The following is a 22,303-nucleotide window of genomic DNA, read 5'->3' as shown; positions in this document are numbered from 1 at the left end:
GCATATTATGGATCATGCGATTAAAGAAGCGATCATTAGTCAGATGCTGCAGCTTGTTGCCCCCGGAACACCGCTTCGGGAAGGCATCGATAACGTATTGCGCGCAAATACAGGCGGACTGATTGTTGTTGGCTATAATGATAAAATTAAAGAGATCGTCGATGGCGGTTTCTCGATAAACTGTAAGTATTCACCTGCTTCTCTATATGAGCTTGCCAAGATGGATGGAGCAATTATTTTAAACGAAGATGCAGCGAAGATTTTGTTTGCGAACACGCAGCTTATACCTGATACGGTTATTCCTTCAACGGAAACGGGAATCAGGCATAGAACAGCAGAGCGTGTTGCGCGTCAGACAGGCAACCTTGTAATCTCTATTTCACAGCGACGTAACGTCATCACGCTCTATCAAGGAATGATTCGGTATTCCTTAAAAGAAATAGGCGTTATATTAACGAAAGCGAACCAGGCGATACAGACGCTTGAGAAATATAAGGTTGTGTTTGATCAAAGTGTGACCAATCTAGGCGCACTAGAATTTGAAGAACTTGTGACTTTCCAGGAAGTTACACAAGTTATTCACAGAATTGAAATGGTTTTACGCATAAAAAATGAGATAATTAAATATGTTAATGAACTTGGAGTTGAAGGCAGACTGATCAGGATTCAGATGGAAGAGCTCGTCTCAAACATCGAAGAAGAAGCTTTGCTTTTGATCAAAGATTATATGAAGGACGATGAAAGCGATCCATATGCGATCCTTCGCCAGCTCAATAAGCTTTCAAGTGAAGAATTATTCGACGAGTCCGTTATTATGAAACTTTTAGGCTTCTCAGCCGGTATGAATATGCAGGATGAAACCATTCATCCCCGCGGATACCGTATTCTTGCAAAGATACCAAGACTGCCATCTGTTATTATCGAAAACTTAACAGATGCATTCGAAAATCTCCCGCAAATATTGCGTGCTTCAATTGATGAGTTGGACGAGGTTGAAGGAATTGGTGAGATTCGAGCAAGAAAAGTAAAAGAAGGATTAAAACGAATTCAGGAGCAGCTTTTTGTAGATCGTCATATTTAGTTTTTAAAAATACGATTTTTTACGTTTCAAAACTATTATTTTGTAAATAATGATTAGGGGAGGTGAATCAGGCATGCTAAAAAGAATTGTTCAATTATTTTTTATAGTGATCGGGGGCATGCTCGGCTATCTTTATATTCCAGATTTAATTCGTGTTCTTAACTTCGGTGATCTGCCGACTCAAGTAACATCCCCATATGTCGGGGCAGTAATTGGTGCACTTATACTATTTTTATCTACATTTTGGCTGTCGGATTATGTAGTAGGATTGATTCGCTGGGCAGAGGAAACGGTTGTAAAGGCCCCTGCAACTGATCTCTTATCGGGTACGATGGGACTTATCATTGGATTGATTGTTGCATTCTTAATTCAGTCGCCGCTAAGCAGCATGGATATCGTTGTTGTAAGTTCAATTCTGCCGATCGCTATCACTTTTTTACTTGGATATCTTGGGTTCCAGGTCGGATTCAAAAAGAGAGATGAATTGATTCAGCTCTTCTCTCTGAACCGCCAAGGCAAAGAGAAGAAGAAGGAAGCAGAACCTGAAAAGACTAGAGGAAAATACAAGATTCTCGATACGAGTGTTATTATTGATGGCCGTGTTGCAGATATCTGTCAAACTGGTTTTCTGGAAGGTCCGCTGATCATTCCTAGATTCGTTTTAGAGGAATTGCAGTATATTGCAGATTCGTCAGATGTTTTGAAACGTAACAGAGGCCGTCGAGGATTAGATATCTTGAACCGTATTCAAAAAGAGCTGTCTATGAAAGTGGAGATCTATGAAGGTGACTTTGAAGAAGTGACCGAAGTAGACAGTAAGCTTGTAAAGCTTGCGCAGCTTTTAACAGGCGTAGTGGTTACGAATGATTTTAATCTTAATAAAGTATGTGAGCTGCAGAATGTTGCGGTTCTTAACATTAATGATCTTGCCAACGCGGTAAAACCTGTCGTTCTTCCTGGTGAAGAACTGGTTGTTCAAGTGATCAAAGACGGAAAAGAGCAGAATCAGGGTGTCGGCTATCTTGATGACGGAACGATGATCGTTGTTGAAGATGGACGAGACTATGTCGGAAAAACGATTGATGTGGTTGTTACATCTGTACTTCAAACATCAGCGGGCCGTATGATCTTTGCTAAAAAAAAGCTGCTAGAAAAAGCATTGTAATGAACGGTGGGGAAAGCACGTGAATTATTGGACAGTAATTCCTGCAGCCGGACAAGGCAAAAGAATGAACGCTGGTATTTCAAAACAATGGATCGAGCTCTTAGGAGAACCGGTTTTAAAACATACGTTGGATGTTTTTGAGAAAGACCCGGCATGTTCGGGTATTGTTCTTGTCGGCAGCGAGCGGGAATTAAAACAAATGCAAGATTTTGTACAAACATTCCAATATACAAAAGTGCGCCAAATCGTTCCAGGCGGAAGTGAACGGCAGCAGAGTGTATATGAGGGTCTAAAAAAAGTTCCGGAAGATGCAGAGCTTGTCCTCATACATGATGCTGCACGACCTTTTATTACGCATTACCACATTAGCCAGCTCGTAGAAAATGCGGCTGAAACAGGTTCGGCTGTTTTAGCTGTACCTGTAAAGGATACGGTGAAGCGGGCTGTGCAAAATCAGGTGGTAGAAACGATCGACCGTTCCAGCTTGTGGGCTGTTCAAACCCCGCAAGCTTTTCGTCTTTCTATCGTAAAAGAAGCGCATGAAAAAGCTGCTGCCGAACAATATCTTGGAACGGACGATGCAAGCCTGGTGGAACGAATTGGACATACAGTCGCTATTGTAATGGGAGACTATCATAATATAAAATTAACTACGTCTGATGACTTGTTGTTTGGACAAGCCATCTTGCTGGATAGACAGGGGGAAAAAGCATGATGCGCATAGGCCAAGGGTTTGATGTCCACGCATTTTGTGAAGGACGGCCTTTAATTATTGGCGGAGTTACGATACCTTATGAAAAAGGACTTTTGGGACATTCTGATGCAGACGTTCTTTTGCATGCGATAACAGACGCATTGCTTGGGGCTGCAGGTGAAGGGGATATCGGCAAGCATTTCCCTGACACGGACCCTGCCTATAAGGGTGCAGATTCAAAGCGTTTATTATTAGATTCCTGGAAGCTGGTCGAGAAAAAAGGGTACCGCTTAGGAAATATAGATTGCACGATTATCGCCCAAAAACCCAAAATGCTTCCTTACATTGAAGAGATGAGAAGCGTTATTGCAGGTATTTTTGAAGTGGATGCCGATCAAATCAATGTGAAGGCGACCACGACAGAAAAATTAGGTTTTCCAGGCAGAGAAGAAGGAATTGCGGCTCAAGCGGTCGTTTTAATCGAGAAGTAAAGATTAGTTAAACAAAACTTTTAGAGGTGAACAGGATGGCAAATGAAGTTCGAGTGCGCTATGCACCAAGTCCTACAGGACATTTACATATAGGTAATGCACGTGCTGCTCTTTTTAATTATTTATATGCACGTCACACAGGCGGGAAATTTATTATCAGAATTGAAGACACAGACCAAAAGCGAAATATTCAGGGCGGTGAAGAAAGTCAGCTGGACCATCTAAAATGGCTTGGCATGGATTGGGACGAAAGTGTTGATATCGGTGGAAATTATGGTCCTTATCGTCAGATGGAGCGCTTAGATCTTTATCAAAAATACACGGATGAGCTTCTTTCAAAAGACCTAGCGTATAAGTGTTATTGTACGGAAGAAGAACTGGAAGCTTCCCGTGAAGAGCAGATGGCAAAAGGTGATACACCTGTTTATGACGGACGCTGCCGCAATCTTTCAGATGAAGACCGTGCTGCATTAGAAGCTGAGGGACGCAAGCCGAGTATTCGTTTCTTAGTTCCTCAAGACCAGACGATTACGTTCGACGATATGGTAAAAGGAGAAGTTTCCTTTGAATCAAGCGGGTTTGGCGATTTTGTTATCGTAAAAAAGGACGGTATACCAACGTATAACTACGCGGTAGTAATCGATGATCACGAAATGGCGATCTCTCATGTATTACGTGGAGATGACCATATTTCAAATACACCTAAGCAGCTTTTAATCTACAACGCACTTGGCTTTGAACACCCCAAGTTCGGACACACGACACTAATCGTGAACGAAAACCGCAAGAAGTTAAGCAAGCGTGACGAATCTATCGTTCAATTCATTGAGCAGTATAAGGATCTAGGTTATCTTCCTGAAGCTCTGTTCAACTTTATCGCATTATTAGGCTGGTCACCGGGCGGAGAAGAAGAAATCTTCAGCCGTGAAGAGTTTATTGAGATTTTTGATCCGAATCGCTTGTCAAAGGCACCTGCTGTTTTCGATACGCAAAAGCTTGAATGGCTGAACAACCAGTACATGAAAAAGCAGGACGTTGAACGAATCGTTGACCTTTGCTTGCCTCATCTAATAAAAGCAGGAAGAATCTCAGAGAACCTTAGTGCCGATGAGCAAGAGTGGGTAACACGCCTTGTAGCTCTTCACCAGGAAAAGATGAGCTATGGTGCAGAAATCGTAGATCTAACTGAACTTTTCTTTAAAGAAGAGATTGAGTATGAAGGTGAAGCACTAGAAGTTCTTCAAGGCGAAGGTGTTCCGTCTGTTATGGAGGCTTTCTTAGCTCAGGTTGAAAACAGTGAATCGTTTGAAGCAGAAGATATTAAAGCGATGATGAAGGCAGTACAAAAGGAAACAGGACAAAAAGGAAAGAACCTATTCATGCCGATCCGTGTTGCCACAACAGGACAGACGCACGGTCCAGATCTGCCTGCAGCAGTTTCTCTTTTAGGGAAAGACGTTATTGTTAAACGCCTAAATGCTGTGATCGCAAAAATTAATAAGTAATAAAAGTACACATTTTGCAAAGATTATAATATAGTAAAAGAAACTTATTTTTAAAGACTAAAACGCAGATGAGGAAAGTAGGCTGGCGCCTTTTCATATTAGAGAGAACCATCACCGGCTGAAAGTGGTTTATGAGAAATGCCTGCTGAAGTGCCCCTCGGAGTCCCGTGCTGAAACAGAAGTAGGCATAGGCGGCAGCTCCCCGTTACGGAGATCAAGGGAACAGGTAGTGAAGTTTATTAAATGTACCTGTTAAACAGAGTGGAACCGCGTCTAATTCAGCGTCTCTGTGTCATTCGGCACAGGGGCGTTTTTTATTTTTAGATTTTTTCTAAAAAGTGCAGCTGGTCAGCTTTCATAAAACTTCGGAGCAGTTGATTGGAGCGCAAGGTGCGAGACTCCTGCGGGACGAGTGGGACAGGTGAGACTCCTGAGGGCGCAAAGCGCCAGGAGGCTCACCGCCCGCCCCGCGGAAAGCGAGTACCTGGAGCGGAAATCAACCACTTACAAGAGCAACATAGTTTACTAAAAAGGTTTAAATTTTTTTGCAAGGAGGTTGAGAAGCATGTTTTCAGCCATAAAAGAAGACATTCGTGTTGTATTTGAAAAAGATCCAGCCGCAAGAAGTTCGTTGGAAGTGATCTTAACATACTCAGGGCTGCATGCCGTCTGGGCACATAGACTGGCACACAAATTATTTAAGCGCAGACTGCTGTTTTTAGCCCGTGTGATCTCTCAGATCAGCCGATTTTTCACTGGTATTGAAATCCATCCTGGAGCACAAATCGGAAGAAGATTCTTTATTGATCACGGTATGGGAGTCGTAATCGGTGAGACGTGTATCATCGGCAATGATGTAACCATCTATCAAGGTGTTACACTCGGCGGGACCGGAAAGGAAAAAGGAAAACGGCATCCGACACTTGAAGATCATGTTCTTGTTGCCACAGGAGCAAAGGTCTTAGGGAATATTACCATTGGGAAAAATTCAAAGGTTGGAGCGGGTTCAGTTGTTTTACAAAACGTACCGCCAAACGCAACTGTAGTCGGTATACCAGGAAAAGTCGTCATTAAAGACGGGATCAAAGTGGGATGTGAACTAGATCACCGAGACCTGCCAGATCCGGTAGCTGATAAGTTCAGAGAAATGCAGCTCGAAATGAAAAAGTTATGTGAAGAATTGGAAAGAATGAAAAGAGGGAGTGAATCTTAATGAGCATTAAAATTTTTAACACGATGACGCGCCAAAAAGAACTGTTCGTACCTTTAGAAGAAGGCAAAGTAAAGATGTATGTTTGCGGACCTACTGTATACAATTACATTCACATCGGCAATGCGCGTCCGGCTATCGTTTTTGATACCGTCAGAAGATATCTGGAATACAGAGGATATGATGTTCAATTTATCTCCAACTTTACGGATGTTGATGACAAGCTGATTAAAGCAGCTAACGAAATGGGCAGCGATGTCCCGACGATCGCTGAAAAATTCATAAATGCTTATCACGAAGATACGTGCGCGCTTGGAGTTCAAAAAGCAGATGCACATCCGCGTGTAACAGAAACGATGCCTGAGATTATTGACTTTATCGAGAATCTGATTAAAAAAGGATTTGCATACGAGGCAGCAGGGGATGTTTATTTTAAAACACGTTCTTTTGACGGCTACGGCAAGCTTTCCCATCAATCTATCGATGACTTGAAATCAGGCGCAAGAATTGAAGTCGGAGAGAAAAAAGAAGACCCGCTTGATTTCGCGCTTTGGAAAGCAGCGAAAGAAGGGGAGATCTATTGGGAGAGTCCTTGGGGCAAAGGACGCCCGGGTTGGCATATTGAGTGCTCGGCTATGGCTAAGAAATATCTTGGTGATTCCATCGATATACATGGAGGCGGACAGGACCTTGCATTCCCGCATCATGAAAATGAGATTGCACAATCCGAGGCATTGAATGAAGCTCCGATGGCTAAGTATTGGATGCATAATGGGTATATTAATATAGATAATGAAAAAATGTCCAAGTCACTCGGCAATTTCGTGCTAGTTCATGACCTTGTCAGAGAACAGGATCCACAAGTTATCCGGTTCTTCATGCTGGCTGTTCACTACCGCAACCCGATCAACTTCAGCCAGGAACTACTGGAAGTGGCGGAAACGAGCTTGAACCGAATCAGAACAGCTTATGAAAACTTGAAACACCGTCTGACTGTTACAGCTGATTTGGCTGAAGAAAACGAAAAATGGGCAAAAGTGATCGAAGACACAAGAGCCAAGTTTATCACAGATATGGATGATGATTTTAATACGGCTAACGCGATTTCCATCCTGTTCGATTTTTCAAAAGAAGCGAACGTGTACTTGCAGGAAAAGAACACTTCAAAATCTGTCATTACTGATTTCATCCATTTGTTCGATGAGCTTGCAGGAGTATTAGGACTGACGCTTCAAAAAGAAGAAGAGCTTTTAGACGAACAGATCGAAGCACTAATTGAAGAAAGAAATCAGGCGCGCAAAGACAAGAACTTCTCTCGTGCCGACGAAATTCGCGATCTGCTAAAAGAGCAGAACATCATTCTGGAAGATACCGCACAAGGTGTCCGGTGGAAAAGAGATAAGTAGATGAAACTATCTGATGCAGACATCAAACAACTGAATGGGACCACGCTTGCCTATATGGGTGATGCAGTAATGGAGCAATTCGTACGTGAGCATCTAATACGCAACGGACAGGTCAAACCGAATAAGCTTCATGTATCTGCAACAAAGTATGTATCTGCCAAAGCTCAGGCAGGCATGGTCGTTCACTTGCTAGAAGAAAACTTTTTTACGGAAGAGGAAGTTGCAGTCATCAAACGAGGGCGCAACGCTAATCAAGGGACGGTTCCGAAAAATACGGATGTACAGACATACAGGCATGCAACGAGCTTTGAGGCGATTATCGGCTATTTATATTTGCTGAACGAGCATGAGCGGCTCAAAGCATTAATGAAAACTGTTTTACCAGACAAACAAGATTGAGAGGGGGAAGGCTGAAGATGAGTGAAGAAAAAGAGCAAGAACTGATTATAGGCAGAAATCCGGTGATGGAGGTACTGCGCTCCGGCCGAGATATTAATAAAATTTTTGTAGGTGAGGGTTCGCAGAAAGGACCGGTTAGCACGATTGTTTCAATGGCTAAAAAGCAAAATGTACTCGTTCAATATGTCCCGAAACAAAAACTCGATTCCCTTAGCGGGGGAGGAAATCACCAAGGCGTTGTCGCTGGTGTAGCAGCATACACATATGCTGATATCGATGATTTGTTTAAACTAGCTGAGGAACGCGGTGAAGAGCCTTTCTTTATTTTATTAGACGAGCTTGAAGATCCGCATAACCTAGGATCGATCATGCGTACCGCTGATGCTGTTGGAGCACATGGAATCATTATTCCGAAAAGACGATCTGTAGGATTAACTGCAACAGTTGCAAAGGCATCAACAGGTGCAATTGAATACATCCCTGTTGTACGTGTAACAAACCTTGTGCAGACGATGAAGGACCTGAAGGAAAGAGGCATGTGGTTTGCGGGAGCAGATATGAAAGGTACAGATGATTACCGCCAGGCGAAATGGGACATGCCTTTAGGTCTTGTAATCGGAAGTGAAGGAAAAGGGATGGGAAGACTCGTTTCAGAAACATGTGATTTTCTAGTCCGGCTGCCAATGAAGGGCAAGGTAACATCACTCAATGCATCGGTCGCTGCCAGTCTTTTAATGTACGAGGTATACCGCGGCCGAAATCCACTAGAATTGAAAAAATGAGAACACGCCATTATTTGATTGTTGACGGGTACAACATCATTGGCGCGTGGCCCGAACTCCGGGGCTTAAAAACTTCCGATTTTGCAAAAGCAAGAGATCTGCTGATTGAATATATGGCAGAGTACCAGGGCTCGACAGGGTATCAAGTAATCGTTGTATTTGATGCCCATCTCTCCCCGGGTACTGAAAAAAAGACAAAAAATTACCGGGTAGATGTTATTTTCACACGTGAGAACGAAACAGCCGATGAGCGGATTGAACGGCTGGTAGGGGAATTGAAATCGATAGAAACCCGTATATATGTTGCGACATCAGATTCTACAGAACAATGGCAGATATTTGGCAAAGGTGCATTAAGGAAATCTGCCCGAGAGTTAAAGAACGAAATGGATGAGATCCAAAAACAGATTCATGTCTCCGTAGGCGAGAGAAAACGCCGACAAAGCTCTTCCTCTATACATCTTTCGGATGAAATTGCCGAAATATTTGAAAGATGGAGAAGAGGGCAAAAATAAGGAATGTTGACGCTTTTGTGAACTATGAAGTATAATATTGCTATATTTTGCCGGTAAAAACCTGGTCGGGGGGATTTGTCGTGAACATAGATCTCAAGGAACTGTCAGTAAGCGATTACGAGCTAATGGAAGATGAAAGCCTTGTGGAACTGGTTCATGAGGGAGACAGTGCAGCGTTAGAATATTTAATCAATAAATATAAAAACTTCGTTCGTGCTAAGGCGAGGTCATACTTTTTAATCGGTGCAGACCGTGAAGATATCATTCAAGAAGGTATGATTGGGCTTTATAAAGCAATTCGTGATTTTAAAGAGGACAAGCTGTCATCCTTTAAAGCTTTTGCCGAACTCTGTATTACGAGGCAAATGATCACTGCTATCAAAACAGCAACAAGACAAAAGCATATTCCGTTGAATTCATATGTATCATTGGACAAGCCCATCTATGATGAAGAGTCCGATCGTACACTAATGGATGTTATTTGCGGTACAAAAGTCACTGACCCGGAAGAACTCATCATCAATCAGGAAGAATTTGATGATATCGAAGTGAAGATGGGAGAAATCTTAAGTGACCTCGAACGCAAGGTTCTTATGCTGTACCTTGACGGAAGATCCTATCAAGAAATCTCAGTGGATCTTGACAGACATGTGAAATCAATTGATAACGCACTTCAGAGAGTGAAGCGTAAATTAGAGCGGTATCTAGAACTAAGGGAAATAACTTCTTAAAAAGCAGGGTCTATCCCTGCTTTTTTGTGTATTTGGGCTCAATTGAGCAGAAAGATGTTCGATTTTAAATGAAGTTATATACAGAATTAAAGGCTATTGGGTGAAAGTGAAGGTATCATGCGTGGAACGAAGCTCATTCTGCGTGAAACGGCAGGAGTTTTGCGTGAAAGTGATAGTGTATCGCGTGGAACTTCCCTATTTCTGCGTGAACGTGTAATAAATAAAAAAACACGTACCGTAAAAGCATGATCAAAATGCGATAAGTCCAAAGCCTGCTAGATTAGACAAAATCATTCATTCTAGTCCTTTTTCCCTTTATTGACAAGCTTATACCCCTATGTTAATGTTTTAAAAGTAACATTGTAACGTGGATGAGTGGGTTTGTCGCACGAAAGGTGTTTATTTAGCATGAGAAAAAAAGTATTTTTAGCCTGTAAACAATGCTCAAAACGGAATTATACAACGATGAAGAACCAGCAAAACAATCCTGAACGAGTCGAGGTTAAGAAGTTTTGCAGCTACTGCAACGCTCATACCATTCACCAGGAAACGAAGTAAGCGAGCAAGCTTTTTTATAAATGTTTGAATGAATTAAAGGCATGGGGGTTTATGAAGATGGCGGATGTTGCAGAAAAGACAAAAAAATCACCAGCAAAGTTTCTTTCTGATGTTAATAAGGAAATGAAGCGCGTAAGCTGGCCTAAGCGAAAAGAACTGTTTCGCTACACGGGGATTGTACTGTCAACTGTTGTAATTATGGCTTTGTTCTTCTGGGTTGTGGATCTAGGGATTTCACAAATCGTAGAGCTTATTTTAGGGTAGATTAGATACATCTTCTTTTGGATAGAATGCTAGAGTATTATCCATTTTAGGAGGGAAAGGACACGGGTCCCATCGTATGGAAAAAAATTGGTACGTAGTTCATACCTATTCAGGTTATGAAAACAAGGTAAAAGCAAACTTGGAAAAACGTTTAGAATCTATGGGGATGACAGATAAAATTTTCCGTGTACTTGTACCTGTAGAAGAAGAGACCGAAACAAAGAACGGCAAGACAAAAACAAGCATGAAAAAAGTTTTCCCTGGTTATGTACTGACAGAAATGATCATGACAGATGATTCTTGGTACGTTGTACGTAATACACCGGGTGTAACTGGATTTGTCGGTTCTGCTGGTGCGGGTTCAAAACCAACGGCGCTATTGCCTGAGGAAGTAGAACATATTCTTAAAGGTATGGGTATGGAAGCGCCGCGCGTTGAAGTGGATTTCGAAATTAAGGAATCTGTAAAAGTGAAAGAAGGTCCTTTTGCTGACTTTGTTGGAACGATTGAAGAGATCGATGCAACAAAACGCAAGCTGAAGGTTCACGTTAACATGTTCGGCCGTGAAACACCTGTTGAACTCGAGTTTAACCAAGTCAGCAAGTTAAGTTAACAGCAATAATGGAAAAAGACTTGTAATCACTTTAAAAAGGTGATAGAATTTTTTATGTTTGATATTTCTAATCAACTGCTTCTTCTCTTTTAGGAGGGGAAGCGTATTTTTGAGTGGGAGGGTTTCGGCCCATAATACCACATCACGGACTTAAGGAGGTGTGTCGCGTGGCTAAAAAGGTTATTAAAATGGTGAAATTGCAAATCCCTGCTGGTAAAGCAAACCCGGCACCGCCAGTTGGACCTGCACTAGGACAAGCTGGGGTAAACATCATGGGATTCTGTAAAGAATTCAACGCTCGTACTGCTGATCAAGCTGGTTTAATCATTCCGGTTGAAATCACGGTTTTCGAAGACCGTTCATTTACATTCATCACTAAAACTCCTCCGGCTGCTGTTCTTTTAAAGAAAGCTGCGGGAATCGAGTCAGGTTCAGGTGAGCCAAACAAGAAAAAAGTTGCGACTGTAAAGCGTGATAAAGTTCGCGAAATCGCAGAATCAAAAATGCCTGACCTAAACGCTGCTAGCGTTGAAGCTGCAATGCGTATGGTTGAAGGTACAGCACGCAGCATGGGAATTGTTATCGAAGACTAATTCCATGCCTGATGTATATTAGGTTGCGAGTAAATGGATGAGATCCTGCCGTTAATCACGGTTCGCAACCTTTATTCATGCAAAGCGCGTGAGTTGTACTCGACAAATTCGAGTGCAATAAGTGGGAGGAATATCCGCTAAACCACATAAGGAGGACAAAACAAATGGCAAACAAAGGTAAGAAGTACCAAGAAGCGGCTAAATTAGTAGACCGCACAAAAGCATATGAGCCTGCAGAGGCTATTGAGCTAGTTAAGAAAGCTGCTCCTGCTAAGTTTGACGAGTCTGTAGAAGTTGCAGTTCGTTTAGGAGTAGACACTAAGAAAGCTGACCAGCAAGTTCGTGGAGCAGTAGTGCTTCCAAACGGAACTGGTAAAACACAACGTGTATTAGTTTTCGCTAAAGGCGAAAAGGCGAAAGAAGCAGAAGCTGCTGGAGCAGATCACGTTGGAGATTCTGACTACATCAACAAAATCCAACAAGGCTGGTTCGAGTTCGACGTAATCGTTGCAACTCCTGACATGATGGCTGAAGTTGGTAAACTTGGACGTGTTCTAGGACCTAAAGGCTTAATGCCAAACCCTAAAACAGGAACAGTTACATTTGAAGTAGAAAAAGCGGTTAACGAAATCAAAGCTGGTAAAGTAGAATACCGTGTTGATAAAACGGGTAACGTACACGTTCCAATCGGTAAAGTATCTTTCGAAGCTGATAAGCTTGCAGAAAACCTTTCAACAATCATCGAAACATTGTTAAAAGTTAAGCCTGCAGCTGCAAAGGGAACTTACATGAAGAATGTAGCTATCTCTTCTACTATGGGACCTGGGATCAAAGTTAATCCAACTTCTTTCTCTGTAAAACGATAGTTGACAAACGGGTTTTGACCCGTTATATTATATACTGTTAAACACAAATGCATCAGATGAATGCCGTAGACAGCAGGAGCCAACTTGGCTTAAAACTTTCCTGCCGAGGTGAAGCATCGATAAGCTCATTAGTATGTTACTTATGACTTTTAGATACTCACGCCTCCATGTCTCGACATGGAGGCTTTGTTTTTGAAACAAAACCTGCGGTGATGCAATCATTTTACAGGAGGTGTAATAATGAGCAGCATTTTAGAAACAAAAAAGCAAGTAGTATCCACTATTTCTGAGAAAATCAAAAATAGCCAATCAACAATTCTTGTTGATTACCGTGGACTTACTGTTGCTGAGGTTACTGAACTTCGTAAGTCTTTGCGTGAAGCTGGCATCGAGTTTAAGGTATACAAGAACTCAATGGTAGTCCGCGCTGCTGAAGAAAATAACCTTAACGAACTATCAGAACACTTAACTGGTCCTACAGCGATCGCATTCTCAAATGAAGATGTTGTAGCTCCTGCTAAGATCCTTAACGACTTCGCTAAGAAGCATGAGGCTCTTGAAATCAAGGCTGGTGTAATCGAAGGACGCATCGCGTCTCTAGAAGAAGTTAAAGCTCTTGCTGAACTTCCTTCAAGAGAAGGTCTTCTTTCAATGGTACTCAGCGTGCTTCAAGCACCTATCCGCAACTTTGCGTTGGCTACTAAGGCTGTTGCTGAACAAAAAGAAGAACAAGGCGCATAAGCTGATTCTTCATCCAATAACTTACATTCCATAAGGAGGAAATTAAAATGTCAAAAGAACAAATCATTGAAAGCCTAAAAACAATGACTGTTTTAGAGCTTAACGATCTAGTTAAAGCAATCGAAGAAGAGTTTGGTGTAACTGCTGCTGCTCCTGTAGCTGTAGCTGGTGGAGCTGCTGGTGGAGAAGCTGCAGCTGAAAAGACTGAATTCGACGTAATTCTTGCAAGCGGTGGAGCTTCAAAAATTAAAGTTATCAAAGTTGTTCGTGAACTTACAGGTCTTGGACTTAAAGAAGCGAAAGAACTTGTTGACGGTGCTCCAAAGCCAGTTAAAGAAGGCGTATCTAAAGACGAAGCTGAAGAAATCAAAGCTAAGCTTGAAGAAGTTGGAGCTTCTGTTGAAGTTAAGTAATTCAAAAGAAAAGGTTCGCCCGTTGGCGGACCTTTTTGCTTGTTTTACTGTTTAAAAGTACGAAATCCGTACTGATCGGGAATACTGTCTTTATCAGATGGTAAGGAGAGTTGTTTAAAATGAAAAACCATTACTATTCAGAAACACCTGGGACAGAGAGTAAAAGAGAAACGTGGGAATTTGAACTTAACGGCGGTAAATTCAAATTTACAACTGATTCTGGAGTATTTTCAAAAAAGGAAGTAGATTTCGGAAGCCGTGTTTTGATAGATTCCTTTATTTCTCCAGAGGTACCCGGGGATTATATAGATGTAGGCTGCGGATATGGTCCGATCGGACTTTCGCTTGCAAAAGCAGAACCTGGCCGAACAGTACAGATGATTGATATCAATGAACGTGCAGTAGAACTTGCGAAACGAAATGCAGAGCAAAACAAAATAGACAACGTTAAGATTAAAAAAAGCTATTTGTTTTCTGAAGTTGCAGATGATGATTTCGCTGCAGTCATCACAAACCCGCCGATCAGGGCAGGGAAGGCAGTGGTTCATCAAATTTTTGAAGACGCTCATGAGAGACTCCGCATTGGAGGCGAACTATGGGTAGTTATTCAAAAAAAGCAAGGTGCACCCTCTGCGATGGATAAAATAGAAGAATTATTCGGGCAAGTTGAAACGGTCGCAAAGAAAAAAGGTTATTATATTTTGCGTTCAATAAAAGTTTGACTTGATAAAACCCGTATGATAGTATTATAAAATGCCAATGGATTCGCATTTTCCTGCTTATTTTTCGTGGTAAGCGAAAAAACGTTGATATATCAACGTTTTTTACTCATGTTTAGACGTATAGAATGTGAAAAAGTTGGACAAAATTATATAATCAGCTTTTGTCAAAATAGGAAAACTGCGGTTTTAAATTATGAAACCCTTTTTCTTTTTGTTTTCTAACCTTCTTAATAGAATGTTAGATAGAAATAAAAAAACACGAAAAAAACGCTGGATTTGAGGGGTGAAGCAGTTGACAGGTCAACTAGTTCAGTTTGGACGCCACCGCCAACGAAGAAGTTATGCAAGAATTAGCGAAGTGCTTGAATTACCAAACTTAATTGAAATTCAAACCGCTTCCTATCAATGGTTTCTTGATGAGGGGTTACGTGAAATGTTCCGAGACATTTCGCCGATTGAAGATTTTACAGGGAACCTCGTTTTAGAGTTTATTGATTATAACTTAGGTGAGCCGAAGTATCCTGTAGATGAATCAAAAGAGCGCGATGTTACTTACGCTGCTCCGCTTCGTGTGAAAGTGCGTCTGATCAATAAAGAGACGGGCGAAGTAAAAGAGCAAGAAGTATTTATGGGAGATTTCCCGTTAATGACAGATACGGGAACCTTTGTGATCAACGGGGCAGAGCGTGTAATTGTATCACAGCTCGTTCGTTCACCAAGTGTTTACTATAGCGAGAAAATAGACAAAAACGGTAAAAAAGGTTTTACCGCAACTGTCATTCCAAACCGCGGTGCTTGGCTGGAGTTTGAAACCGATGCTAAGGACGTAGTTTATGTGCGTATTGACCGCACAAGAAAAATCCCGATTACCGTATTGCTTCGTGCTTTAGGGTTTGGGTCTGATCAAGAAATCATTGATTTGCTCGGAGAAGACGAGTATCTGCGCAACACGCTTGATAAGGATAATACAGAGGGAACTGAAAAGGCCCTTCTTGAAATCTATGAGCGTCTTCGTCCGGGAGAGCCGCCAACAGTAGATAATGCCAAAAGTTTATTAGATTCTCGTTTCTTTGATCCGAAGCGCTATGACTTGGCGAATGTTGGACGCTACAAAATCAATAAGAAGCTTCATATAAAAAATAGATTGTTCAACCAGAAACTAGCTGAAACACTTGTTGATGCTGAAACTGGCGAAGTGATCGCTGAAGAGGGTACAGTGCTTGACCGCAGAACGCTGGATAAGATTATTCCTGCGTTAGAGAGCGGAGTAGGCTTCAAAACTGTTACACCTGCTGGCGGAGTTGCTGAAGATCAGGACATCGCTTTACAATCTATTAAAATCTACGCACCTGATGATCAAGAAGGTGAAAGAATCATTAATGTTATTGGTAACGGTCTTGTTGATAAAGAAGTTAAAAACATTACGGTTTCAGACATTATTGCTTCTATTAACTACTTCTTCAACTTGTTGCATCAAGTAGGAAGCACTGATGATATTGATCATCTTGGAAACCGTCGTCTGCGTTCTGTTGGTGAGCTTCTGCAAAACCAATTCAGAATCGGACTTTCCAGAATGGAACGTGTTGTGCGTGAACGTATGTCTATTCAGGACACGAACGCGATCACACCACAAGCTTTAATCAATATCCGTCCTGTAATTGCTTCAATTAAAGAGTTCTTCGGAAGCTCACAGCTTTCACAGTTCATGGATCAAACGAACCCGCTTGCCGAATTGACGCATAAACGTCGTCTTTCTGCATTAGGGCCAGGTGGTCTTACACGTGAACGTGCAGGCTTTGAAGTTCGTGACGTTCACTACTCTCACTATGGACGTATGTGTCCGATCGAGACGCCGGAAGGTCCGAACATCGGGTTGATCAACTCACTTTCATCTTATGCGAAAGTAAACCAGTATGGTTTTATTGAAACTCCATACCGTCGTGTTGATCCAGAAACAGGCCGTGTAACGAGCCGTATCGATTACCTGACTGCCGATGAAGAAGATTTGTACGTTGTAGCGCAAGCAAACTCACTCCTAGGCGAAGATGGAGAATTCCTTAACGAAGACGTAATTGCACGTTTCCGTGGTGATAACACAGTTGTTAAACGCGAACGCATCGACTACATGGATGTATCGCCGAAACAGGTTGTATCAGCTGCGACGGCATGTATTCCGTTCTTGGAAAATGATGACTCCAACCGTGCCCTAATGGGAGCGAACATGCAGCGTCAGGCTGTACCATTGCTTGTTCCTGAATCACCGATCGTCGGTACAGGAATGGAGCACGTATCAGCAAAAGACTCCGGAGCTGCAGTTATATGTAAGCACGAAGGAATTGTTGAGCGTGTTACAGCTAAACAAGTGCAAGTACGCCGCATTAAAGAAGTAGATGGCAAGGAAGTTTCTGGCGACCTTGACACTTACAACATGCTTAAATTTATCCGTTCCAACCAAGGAACTTGTTATAACCAGCGTCCGATCGTGAGCACTGGTGACCGAGTAACTAAAGGGGAGATCCTAGCGGATGGTCCTTCGATGGAGAAAGGTGAACTTGCTTTAGGACGCAACGTACTTGTTGCCTTCATGACTTGGGAAGGTTACAACTACGAGGATGCTGTTATCATGAGCGAGCGTCTTGTAAAAGATGATGTTTACACTTCTATTCATATTGAAGAATATGAGTCAGAAGCACGTGATACGAAGCTTGGACCGGAAGAAATCACTCGTGATATTCCGAACGTCGGAGAAGATGCACTTCGCAACCTGGATGAACGCGGAATTATCCGTGTTGGTGCAGAAGTAAAAGACGGAGATATCTTAGTTGGTAAAGTGACACCTAAAGGGGTTACAGAACTGACTGCAGAAGAACGTCTATTACATGCGATCTTCGGTGAAAAAGCTCGTGAAGTTCGTGATACTTCATTGCGTGTGCCTCATGGCGGCGATGGAATTATCCTGGATGTTAAAGTATTCAACCGTGAAGATGGCGATGAACTTCCTCCTGGTGTGAATCAGCTCGTTCGTGCATATATCGTGCAAAAACGTAAGATTCACGAAGGAGATAAGATGGCCGGACGTCACGGAAACAAGGGTGTAATTTCTAAAATTATGCCTGAAGAAGATATGCCTTATCTTCCTGATGGAACGCCAGTTGACATCATGTTAAACCCGTTAGGGGTACCTTCCCGTATGAACATTGGTCAGGTATTGGAGCTTCATCTTGGAATGGCAGCACGCCAGCTCGGCATTCATGTTGCAACACCGGTATTCGATGGTGCGCGTGAAGAAGATGTTTGGTCTACGATCGAAGAAGCCGGCATGGCTCGCGATGGTAAAACGGTACTTTATGATGGACGTACAGGAACTGCTTTCGATAACCGTGTATCAGTTGGTGTCATGTATATGATCAAACTTGCTCACATGGTTGATGATAAGCTTCATGCTCGTTCAACTGGACCTTACTCACTTGTTACACAGCAGCCTCTTGGCGGTAAAGCGCAATTCGGAGGACAGCGTTTCGGGGAGATGGAAGTTTGGGCGCTTGAAGCATATGGCGCAGCTTACACTCTTCAGGAAATTCTTACGGTTAAGTCCGATGATGTTGTCGGCCGTGTGAAAACGTATGAAGCCATCGTTAAAGGTGAAAACGTTCCTGAACCAGGTGTTCCAGAATCATTTAAAGTATTAATTAAAGAGCTTCAATCTCTTGGAATGGATGTTAAGATCTGCTCTGGAGATGATCAGGAGATCGAAATGAGAGAGCTTGATGATGAAGACGATCAGGCAAGCGAGAAATTAAATCTAAATCTTGAGTCTTACACTGCGAATGACTAAACCAGGATATCAAAAGGGAGGTACGCTCCTTGATAGACGTAAATAATTTTGAATATATGAAAATTGGTCTTGCTTCACCGGACAAAATCCGGTCGTGGTCAAGAGGGGAAGTAAAAAAACCTGAAACAATCAACTACCGTACACTTAAGCCTGAAAAAGACGGCTTGTTCTGCGAAAGAATTTTCGGTCCTACAAAAGACTGGGAATGTCATTGCGGAAAGTATAAGCGCGTCCGTTATAAAGGTGTCGTTTGTGACCGCTGTGGTGTTGAAGTAACTAGAGCTAAAGTTCGACGTGACCGTATGGGTCACATCGAGCTTGCTGCTCCGGTTTCCCACATCTGGTATTTCAAAGGAATCCCGAGTCGTATGGGCCTTGTTTTGGATATGTCTCCAAGAGCATTAGAGGAAGTTATCTATTTTGCATCTTACGTTGTTACAGATACAGGGGATACTCCGCTTGAGAAGAAACAATTGCTTTCTGAAAAGGAATACCGCACATACCGTGAAAAGTATGGCAAAGGGTTTACTGCCCAAATGGGTGCAGAGGCAATCAAGCGTCTTTTAGAAGATATCGACGCTGAAAAAGAAGTTGATATGCTGAAAGAAGAGCTTAAAACTGCACAAGGACAACGCCGTACGCGTGCAATTAAGCGTTTGGAAGTATTGGAAGCATTCCGTCACTCGGGCAACCATGCTGACTGGATGATTCTTGAAGTACTTCCTGTTATCCCGCCGGAATTGCGTCCGATGGTTCAGCTTGATGGCGGACGTTTCGCTACTTCTGATCTTAACGACCTTTACCGTCGTGTTATCAACCGTAACAACCGTTTGAAGCGTCTATTAGACCTAGGTGCTCCTAACATTATCGTTCAAAATGAAAAACGTATGCTTCAAGAAGCAGTTGATGCTTTAATCGATAATGGCCGTCGCGGCCGTCCGGTTACAGGACCAGGAAATCGTCCGCTTAAATCACTTTCACACATGCTGAAAGGGAAGCAAGGACGTTTCCGTCAAAACTTACTTGGTAAGCGTGTTGACTACTCTGGTCGTTCGGTTATCGTTGTAGGACCGAACTTAAAGATGTATCAATGTGGTCTGCCAAAAGAAATGGCACTTGAATTGTTTAAGCCGTTTGTTATGAAAGAACTTGTATCAAAAGGTCTTGCTCATAACATTAAGAGTGCTAAACGCAAGGTTGAACGTGTTCAGCCTGAAGTCTGGGATGTTTTAGAAGAAGTTATTCGTGAACACCCAGTATTGCTAAACCGTGCACCAACGCTTCACAGACTTGGTATTCAAGCATTTGAACCAACTCTAGTTGAAGGACGCGCGATCCGTCTTCACCCGCTTGTTTGTACAGCTTACAACGCTGACTTCGATGGTGACCAGATGGCCGTCCACGTACCTTTATCTGCTGAAGCGCAAGCAGAAGCTCGTATCCTAATGCTTGCTGCACAAAACATCTTGAACCCGAAAGATGGTAAGCCAGTAGTTACACCTTCACAGGATATGGTACTAGGTAACTATTACCTGACTCTAGAGCGTGCAGGAGCTATTGGTGAAGGTTCAGTATTTAAAGACATCAACGAAGCGATTATCGCTTATGAAAATGGATATGTTCATCTGCATACAAGAATTGCAGTGCCAGTATCGAGCCTTAACAAAGAATCGTTCACTGAAGAACAGCAATCCAAGCTTCTTATGACAACAGTAGGTAAATTGTTATTTAACGAGATCCTGCCGCCGTCATTCCCATACATTAACGAGCCGACAACTACGAACCTTCAAGTGGAAACACCTGAAAAGTATTTCTTAGATCCGGCATCTAATGTTAAAGAAGAAATTCAAAAGCATGAAGAGATCGTTCCTTTCAAGAAAGGTATTCTTGGAAAAATAATCGCTGAAGTCTTCAAACGCTTTAAGATTACAGAAACGTCTAAAATGCTTGACCGCATGAAGGACTTAGGATTTAAATATTCAACTCGCGCTGGTATTACGATCGGTGTATCTGACATCGTAGTATTACCTGAAAAGCAAGATATCCTTAAAATTGCAGAAGAAAAAGTAGTTAACGTTACAAAGCAATTCAGACGTGGTTTAATCACAGAAGAAGAGCGTTATGAGCGTGTAATTAACATATGGAGTTTGGCGAAAGACGAAATCCAAAATAAATTGATGGGTACTCTTGATAAGCGCAACCCGATCTTCATGATGAGTGACTCCGGCGCCCGTGGTAACGCATCTAACTTTACGCAGCTTGCTGGTATGCGTGGTCTGATGGCCAACCCGGCTGGTAAGATCATCGAGCTTCCGATCAAGTCAAGTTTCCGTGAAGGACTAACAGTACTCGAGTACTTTATCTCTACTCACGGAGCGCGTAAAGGTCTTGCCGATACAGCCCTTAAAACAGCTGACTCAGGTTACCTTACTCGCCGACTTGTTGACGTTGCTCAAGACGTTATTGTGCGTGAAGATGACTGCGGAACTGACCGCGGCTTAGAAGTTGCAGCTATTAAAGAAGGCAACGAAGTTATCGAACCGCTTCATGAACGTTTAATTGGACGTACAGCTTATAAAAAGGTGTACCATCCTGAAACAAATGAAATTCTTGCAGATGTTAACGAATTGATCACAGAAGATATGGCTGCTCACATTGAGGAAGTAGGCGTAAAAGCTGTAACAATCCGATCTGTATTCACTTGTGACACGCGTCACGGTGTATGTAAAAAGTGTTATGGACGTAACCTTGCAACAGGCTCTGACGTTGAAGTCGGGGAAGCTGTTGGAATCATCGCTGCTCAATCCATCGGTGAGCCAGGTACACAGCTTACAATGCGTACCTTCCATACCGGCGGTGTAGCAGGAGACGATATTACACAAGGTCTTCCGCGTATCCAAGAATTGTTCGAAGCGCGTAACCCGAAAGGTCAAGCCGTTATTTCTGAGCTTGAAGGAACGGTTGTTGGCGTTAACGACAATAAAGATAAGCGTGAAGTAGTCGTTCAAGGTGAAATTGAATCTAGATCTTACACTATCCCATTCGGTGCTCGTATTAAGGTAGTTGAAGGCGATAAAGTAGTTGCAGGTCAAGTATTGACTGAAGGTTCGATTGATCCGAAAGAATTAATCAAAGTCCGAGGTGCGGAAGGCGTTCAGGAATACCTGTTGCGTGAGGTACAGAAAGTTTACCGTATGCAAGGGGTAGAAATCGGAGATAAGCACGTTGAAGTAATGGTTCGCCAGATGCTTCGTAAAGTGCGCATCATCGATTCTGGTGATTCTCAAGTGCTTCCGGGAGCTCTTATGGACATCCATAACTTTACGGATGTTAACCGAAGTGTTCTTCTTGAAGGCGGAACTCCTGCTACAGGACGTCCAGTTCTTCTTGGTATCACAAAAGCATCACTTGAAACTGAATCGTTCCTATCTGCTGCATCATTCCAAGAGACAACAAGAGTTCTTACTGACGCTGCGATCAAAGGTAAGCGTGATGAATTGCTCGGTCTTAAGGAAAACGTTATTATCGGTAAGCTGATTCCGGCTGGAACGGGTATGAACCGTTACAGAAACATCGGAATGAATTCTCCGGTAGTTGAAGAAGAGAACGGTGAAGAGGCTGAACTGCCTACAGAGCTTGTTTCTCAAGATTAATAAATGAAATGTTGACATCGGGAGTACATCGGTGATATTATAACGGATGTGCTCCTAAGAATTGTT

At 42.5% G+C, this 22,303-nt stretch carries 22 protein-coding genes and 2 other annotated features; all 22 genes read left to right on the top strand.

The annotated features are described in order from the left end of the window. Positions 1-7 precede the first annotated feature (7 nt). The 22 genes from disA (at position 8) to rpoC (ending at position 22,237) form a co-directional block, all read left to right on the top strand. The gene (gene disA / locus EV282_RS19380) at positions 8-1,081 is read left to right on the top strand and encodes a DNA integrity scanning diadenylate cyclase DisA (protein ID WP_077365465.1); all 1,074 of its coding nucleotides are present in this window, start codon (positions 8-10) and stop codon (positions 1,079-1,081) included. Positions 1,082-1,154: 73 nt separating this feature from the next. Continuing rightward, entirely contained in the window at positions 1,155-2,246 is a 1,092-nt protein-coding gene (locus EV282_RS19375; RefSeq protein WP_130297480.1) for a PIN/TRAM domain-containing protein, read from the top strand. Between the two features lie 19 nt (positions 2,247-2,265). Continuing rightward, positions 2,266-2,961: a 2-C-methyl-D-erythritol 4-phosphate cytidylyltransferase gene (gene ispD, locus EV282_RS19370; RefSeq protein ID WP_130297479.1), complete on the top strand. Its 696-nt coding sequence runs from the start codon at positions 2,266-2,268 to the stop codon at positions 2,959-2,961. Further along, on the top strand, positions 2,958-3,431 hold the full coding sequence (ispF, locus tag EV282_RS19365) for a 2-C-methyl-D-erythritol 2,4-cyclodiphosphate synthase (protein ID WP_130297478.1): 474 nt from the start codon (positions 2,958-2,960) through the stop codon (positions 3,429-3,431). The genes ispD and ispF overlap by 4 nt, the downstream gene beginning before the upstream one ends. A gap of 35 nt (positions 3,432-3,466) precedes the next feature. Next, on the top strand, positions 3,467-4,936 hold the full coding sequence (gltX, locus tag EV282_RS19360) for a glutamate--tRNA ligase (protein WP_130297477.1): 1,470 nt from the start codon (positions 3,467-3,469) through the stop codon (positions 4,934-4,936). A gap of 56 nt (positions 4,937-4,992) precedes the next feature. Beyond that, positions 4,993-5,228: a binding site (T-box leader), on the top strand. 273 nt (positions 5,229-5,501) lie between these two features. After that, the gene (gene cysE / locus EV282_RS19355) at positions 5,502-6,149 is read left to right on the top strand and encodes a serine O-acetyltransferase (protein ID WP_130297476.1); all 648 of its coding nucleotides are present in this window, start codon (positions 5,502-5,504) and stop codon (positions 6,147-6,149) included. Beyond that, positions 6,149-7,552: a cysteine--tRNA ligase gene (cysS, locus tag EV282_RS19350; protein WP_130297475.1), complete on the top strand. Its 1,404-nt coding sequence runs from the start codon at positions 6,149-6,151 to the stop codon at positions 7,550-7,552. The genes cysE and cysS overlap by 1 nt, the downstream gene beginning before the upstream one ends. Beyond that, positions 7,553-7,951 (top strand): Mini-ribonuclease 3, encoded by a 399-nt coding sequence (locus EV282_RS20460; RefSeq protein WP_130297474.1) that lies wholly within the window; start codon positions 7,553-7,555, stop codon positions 7,949-7,951. It begins immediately after the preceding gene. A gap of 17 nt (positions 7,952-7,968) precedes the next feature. Further along, on the top strand, positions 7,969-8,733 hold the full coding sequence (rlmB, locus tag EV282_RS19340) for a 23S rRNA (guanosine(2251)-2'-O)-methyltransferase RlmB (RefSeq protein WP_130297473.1): 765 nt from the start codon (positions 7,969-7,971) through the stop codon (positions 8,731-8,733). Further along, positions 8,730-9,248 carry an NYN domain-containing protein gene (locus tag EV282_RS19335; protein ID WP_130297472.1) on the top strand — a complete coding sequence of 173 codons (519 nt, stop codon included), beginning with the start codon at positions 8,730-8,732 and terminating at the stop codon, positions 9,246-9,248. Before rlmB ends, EV282_RS19335 begins: the two co-directional genes overlap by 4 nt. An 80-nt stretch (positions 9,249-9,328) precedes the next feature. Beyond that, positions 9,329-9,979, top strand: a complete 651-nt coding sequence (gene sigH / locus EV282_RS19330) for an RNA polymerase sporulation sigma factor SigH (protein WP_066285495.1) — start codon at positions 9,329-9,331, stop codon at positions 9,977-9,979. A 117-nt stretch (positions 9,980-10,096) separates the two neighbouring features. Next, positions 10,097-10,228, top strand: a complete 132-nt coding sequence (locus EV282_RS20635) for a hypothetical protein (RefSeq protein WP_278043793.1) — start codon at positions 10,097-10,099, stop codon at positions 10,226-10,228. A gap of 159 nt (positions 10,229-10,387) precedes the next feature. Next, on the top strand, positions 10,388-10,537 hold the full coding sequence (gene rpmG / locus EV282_RS19325) for a 50S ribosomal protein L33 (RefSeq protein ID WP_077365486.1): 150 nt from the start codon (positions 10,388-10,390) through the stop codon (positions 10,535-10,537). A gap of 57 nt (positions 10,538-10,594) precedes the next feature. Continuing rightward, the gene (gene secE, locus EV282_RS19320; RefSeq protein WP_066285497.1) at positions 10,595-10,801 is read left to right on the top strand and encodes a preprotein translocase subunit SecE; all 207 of its coding nucleotides are present in this window, start codon (positions 10,595-10,597) and stop codon (positions 10,799-10,801) included. A 76-nt stretch (positions 10,802-10,877) separates the two neighbouring features. Beyond that, positions 10,878-11,414 carry a transcription termination/antitermination protein NusG gene (nusG, locus tag EV282_RS19315; RefSeq protein ID WP_066285499.1) on the top strand — a complete coding sequence of 179 codons (537 nt, stop codon included), beginning with the start codon at positions 10,878-10,880 and terminating at the stop codon, positions 11,412-11,414. A 167-nt stretch (positions 11,415-11,581) separates the two neighbouring features. Then, complete coding sequence (rplK, locus tag EV282_RS19310; RefSeq protein WP_066285502.1) at positions 11,582-12,007, top strand: 50S ribosomal protein L11; 426 nt, start codon at positions 11,582-11,584, stop codon at positions 12,005-12,007. Positions 12,008-12,171: 164 nt separating this feature from the next. After that, positions 12,172-12,873: a 50S ribosomal protein L1 gene (gene rplA, locus EV282_RS19305; protein ID WP_077365490.1), complete on the top strand. Its 702-nt coding sequence runs from the start codon at positions 12,172-12,174 to the stop codon at positions 12,871-12,873. Between the two features lie 45 nt (positions 12,874-12,918). Next, positions 12,919-13,073 (top strand) — a sequence feature (ribosomal protein L10 leader region). A gap of 40 nt (positions 13,074-13,113) precedes the next feature. Next, positions 13,114-13,614: a 50S ribosomal protein L10 gene (gene rplJ / locus EV282_RS19300; protein ID WP_077365492.1), complete on the top strand. Its 501-nt coding sequence runs from the start codon at positions 13,114-13,116 to the stop codon at positions 13,612-13,614. A gap of 47 nt (positions 13,615-13,661) precedes the next feature. Further along, entirely contained in the window at positions 13,662-14,027 is a 366-nt protein-coding gene (gene rplL / locus EV282_RS19295; protein WP_130297471.1) for a 50S ribosomal protein L7/L12, read from the top strand. 119 nt (positions 14,028-14,146) lie between these two features. Further along, the gene (locus tag EV282_RS19290) at positions 14,147-14,749 is read left to right on the top strand and encodes a class I SAM-dependent methyltransferase (protein ID WP_130297470.1); all 603 of its coding nucleotides are present in this window, start codon (positions 14,147-14,149) and stop codon (positions 14,747-14,749) included. 292 nt (positions 14,750-15,041) lie between these two features. Further along, positions 15,042-18,584: a DNA-directed RNA polymerase subunit beta gene (gene rpoB, locus EV282_RS19285; protein ID WP_130297469.1), complete on the top strand. Its 3,543-nt coding sequence runs from the start codon at positions 15,042-15,044 to the stop codon at positions 18,582-18,584. Between the two features lie 29 nt (positions 18,585-18,613). Further along, the gene (rpoC, locus tag EV282_RS19280) at positions 18,614-22,237 is read left to right on the top strand and encodes a DNA-directed RNA polymerase subunit beta' (RefSeq protein WP_130297468.1); all 3,624 of its coding nucleotides are present in this window, start codon (positions 18,614-18,616) and stop codon (positions 22,235-22,237) included. The last annotated feature ends 66 nt before the right edge of the window (positions 22,238-22,303 follow it).

This window comes from Fictibacillus sp. BK138 (genome assembly GCF_004216955.1).
Lineage (GTDB): Bacteria > Bacillota > Bacilli > Bacillales > Fictibacillaceae > Fictibacillus.
This window is presented reverse-complemented; position numbering and strand designations above follow the sequence as displayed.

What these genes read in the sequence shown, in the direction of transcription:
- ispF (WP_130297478.1), top strand. Translation starts at nt 2,958, where the DNA reads ATGATGCGCATAGGCCAAGGGTTTGATGTCCACGCATTTTGTGAAGGA.
- EV282_RS19290 (WP_130297470.1), top strand. Translation starts at nt 14,147, where the DNA reads ATGAAAAACCATTACTATTCAGAAACACCTGGGACAGAGAGTAAAAGA.
- cysS (WP_130297475.1), top strand. Translation starts at nt 6,149, where the DNA reads ATGAGCATTAAAATTTTTAACACGATGACGCGCCAAAAAGAACTGTTC.
- nusG (WP_066285499.1), top strand. Translation starts at nt 10,878, where the DNA reads ATGGAAAAAAATTGGTACGTAGTTCATACCTATTCAGGTTATGAAAAC.
- rlmB (WP_130297473.1), top strand. Translation starts at nt 7,969, where the DNA reads ATGAGTGAAGAAAAAGAGCAAGAACTGATTATAGGCAGAAATCCGGTG.
- EV282_RS19335 (WP_130297472.1), top strand. Translation starts at nt 8,730, where the DNA reads ATGAGAACACGCCATTATTTGATTGTTGACGGGTACAACATCATTGGC.
- rpmG (WP_077365486.1), top strand. Translation starts at nt 10,388, where the DNA reads ATGAGAAAAAAAGTATTTTTAGCCTGTAAACAATGCTCAAAACGGAAT.
- rplA (WP_077365490.1), top strand. Translation starts at nt 12,172, where the DNA reads ATGGCAAACAAAGGTAAGAAGTACCAAGAAGCGGCTAAATTAGTAGAC.
- cysE (WP_130297476.1), top strand. Translation starts at nt 5,502, where the DNA reads ATGTTTTCAGCCATAAAAGAAGACATTCGTGTTGTATTTGAAAAAGAT.
- gltX (WP_130297477.1), top strand. Translation starts at nt 3,467, where the DNA reads ATGGCAAATGAAGTTCGAGTGCGCTATGCACCAAGTCCTACAGGACAT.
- rplJ (WP_077365492.1), top strand. Translation starts at nt 13,114, where the DNA reads ATGAGCAGCATTTTAGAAACAAAAAAGCAAGTAGTATCCACTATTTCT.
- rplL (WP_130297471.1), top strand. Translation starts at nt 13,662, where the DNA reads ATGTCAAAAGAACAAATCATTGAAAGCCTAAAAACAATGACTGTTTTA.
- EV282_RS20635 (WP_278043793.1), top strand. Translation starts at nt 10,097, where the DNA reads ATGCGTGGAACGAAGCTCATTCTGCGTGAAACGGCAGGAGTTTTGCGT.
- EV282_RS20460 (WP_130297474.1), top strand. Translation starts at nt 7,553, where the DNA reads ATGAAACTATCTGATGCAGACATCAAACAACTGAATGGGACCACGCTT.
- EV282_RS19375 (WP_130297480.1), top strand. Translation starts at nt 1,155, where the DNA reads ATGCTAAAAAGAATTGTTCAATTATTTTTTATAGTGATCGGGGGCATG.
- disA (WP_077365465.1), top strand. Translation starts at nt 8, where the DNA reads ATGGATCATGCGATTAAAGAAGCGATCATTAGTCAGATGCTGCAGCTT.
- secE (WP_066285497.1), top strand. Translation starts at nt 10,595, where the DNA reads ATGGCGGATGTTGCAGAAAAGACAAAAAAATCACCAGCAAAGTTTCTT.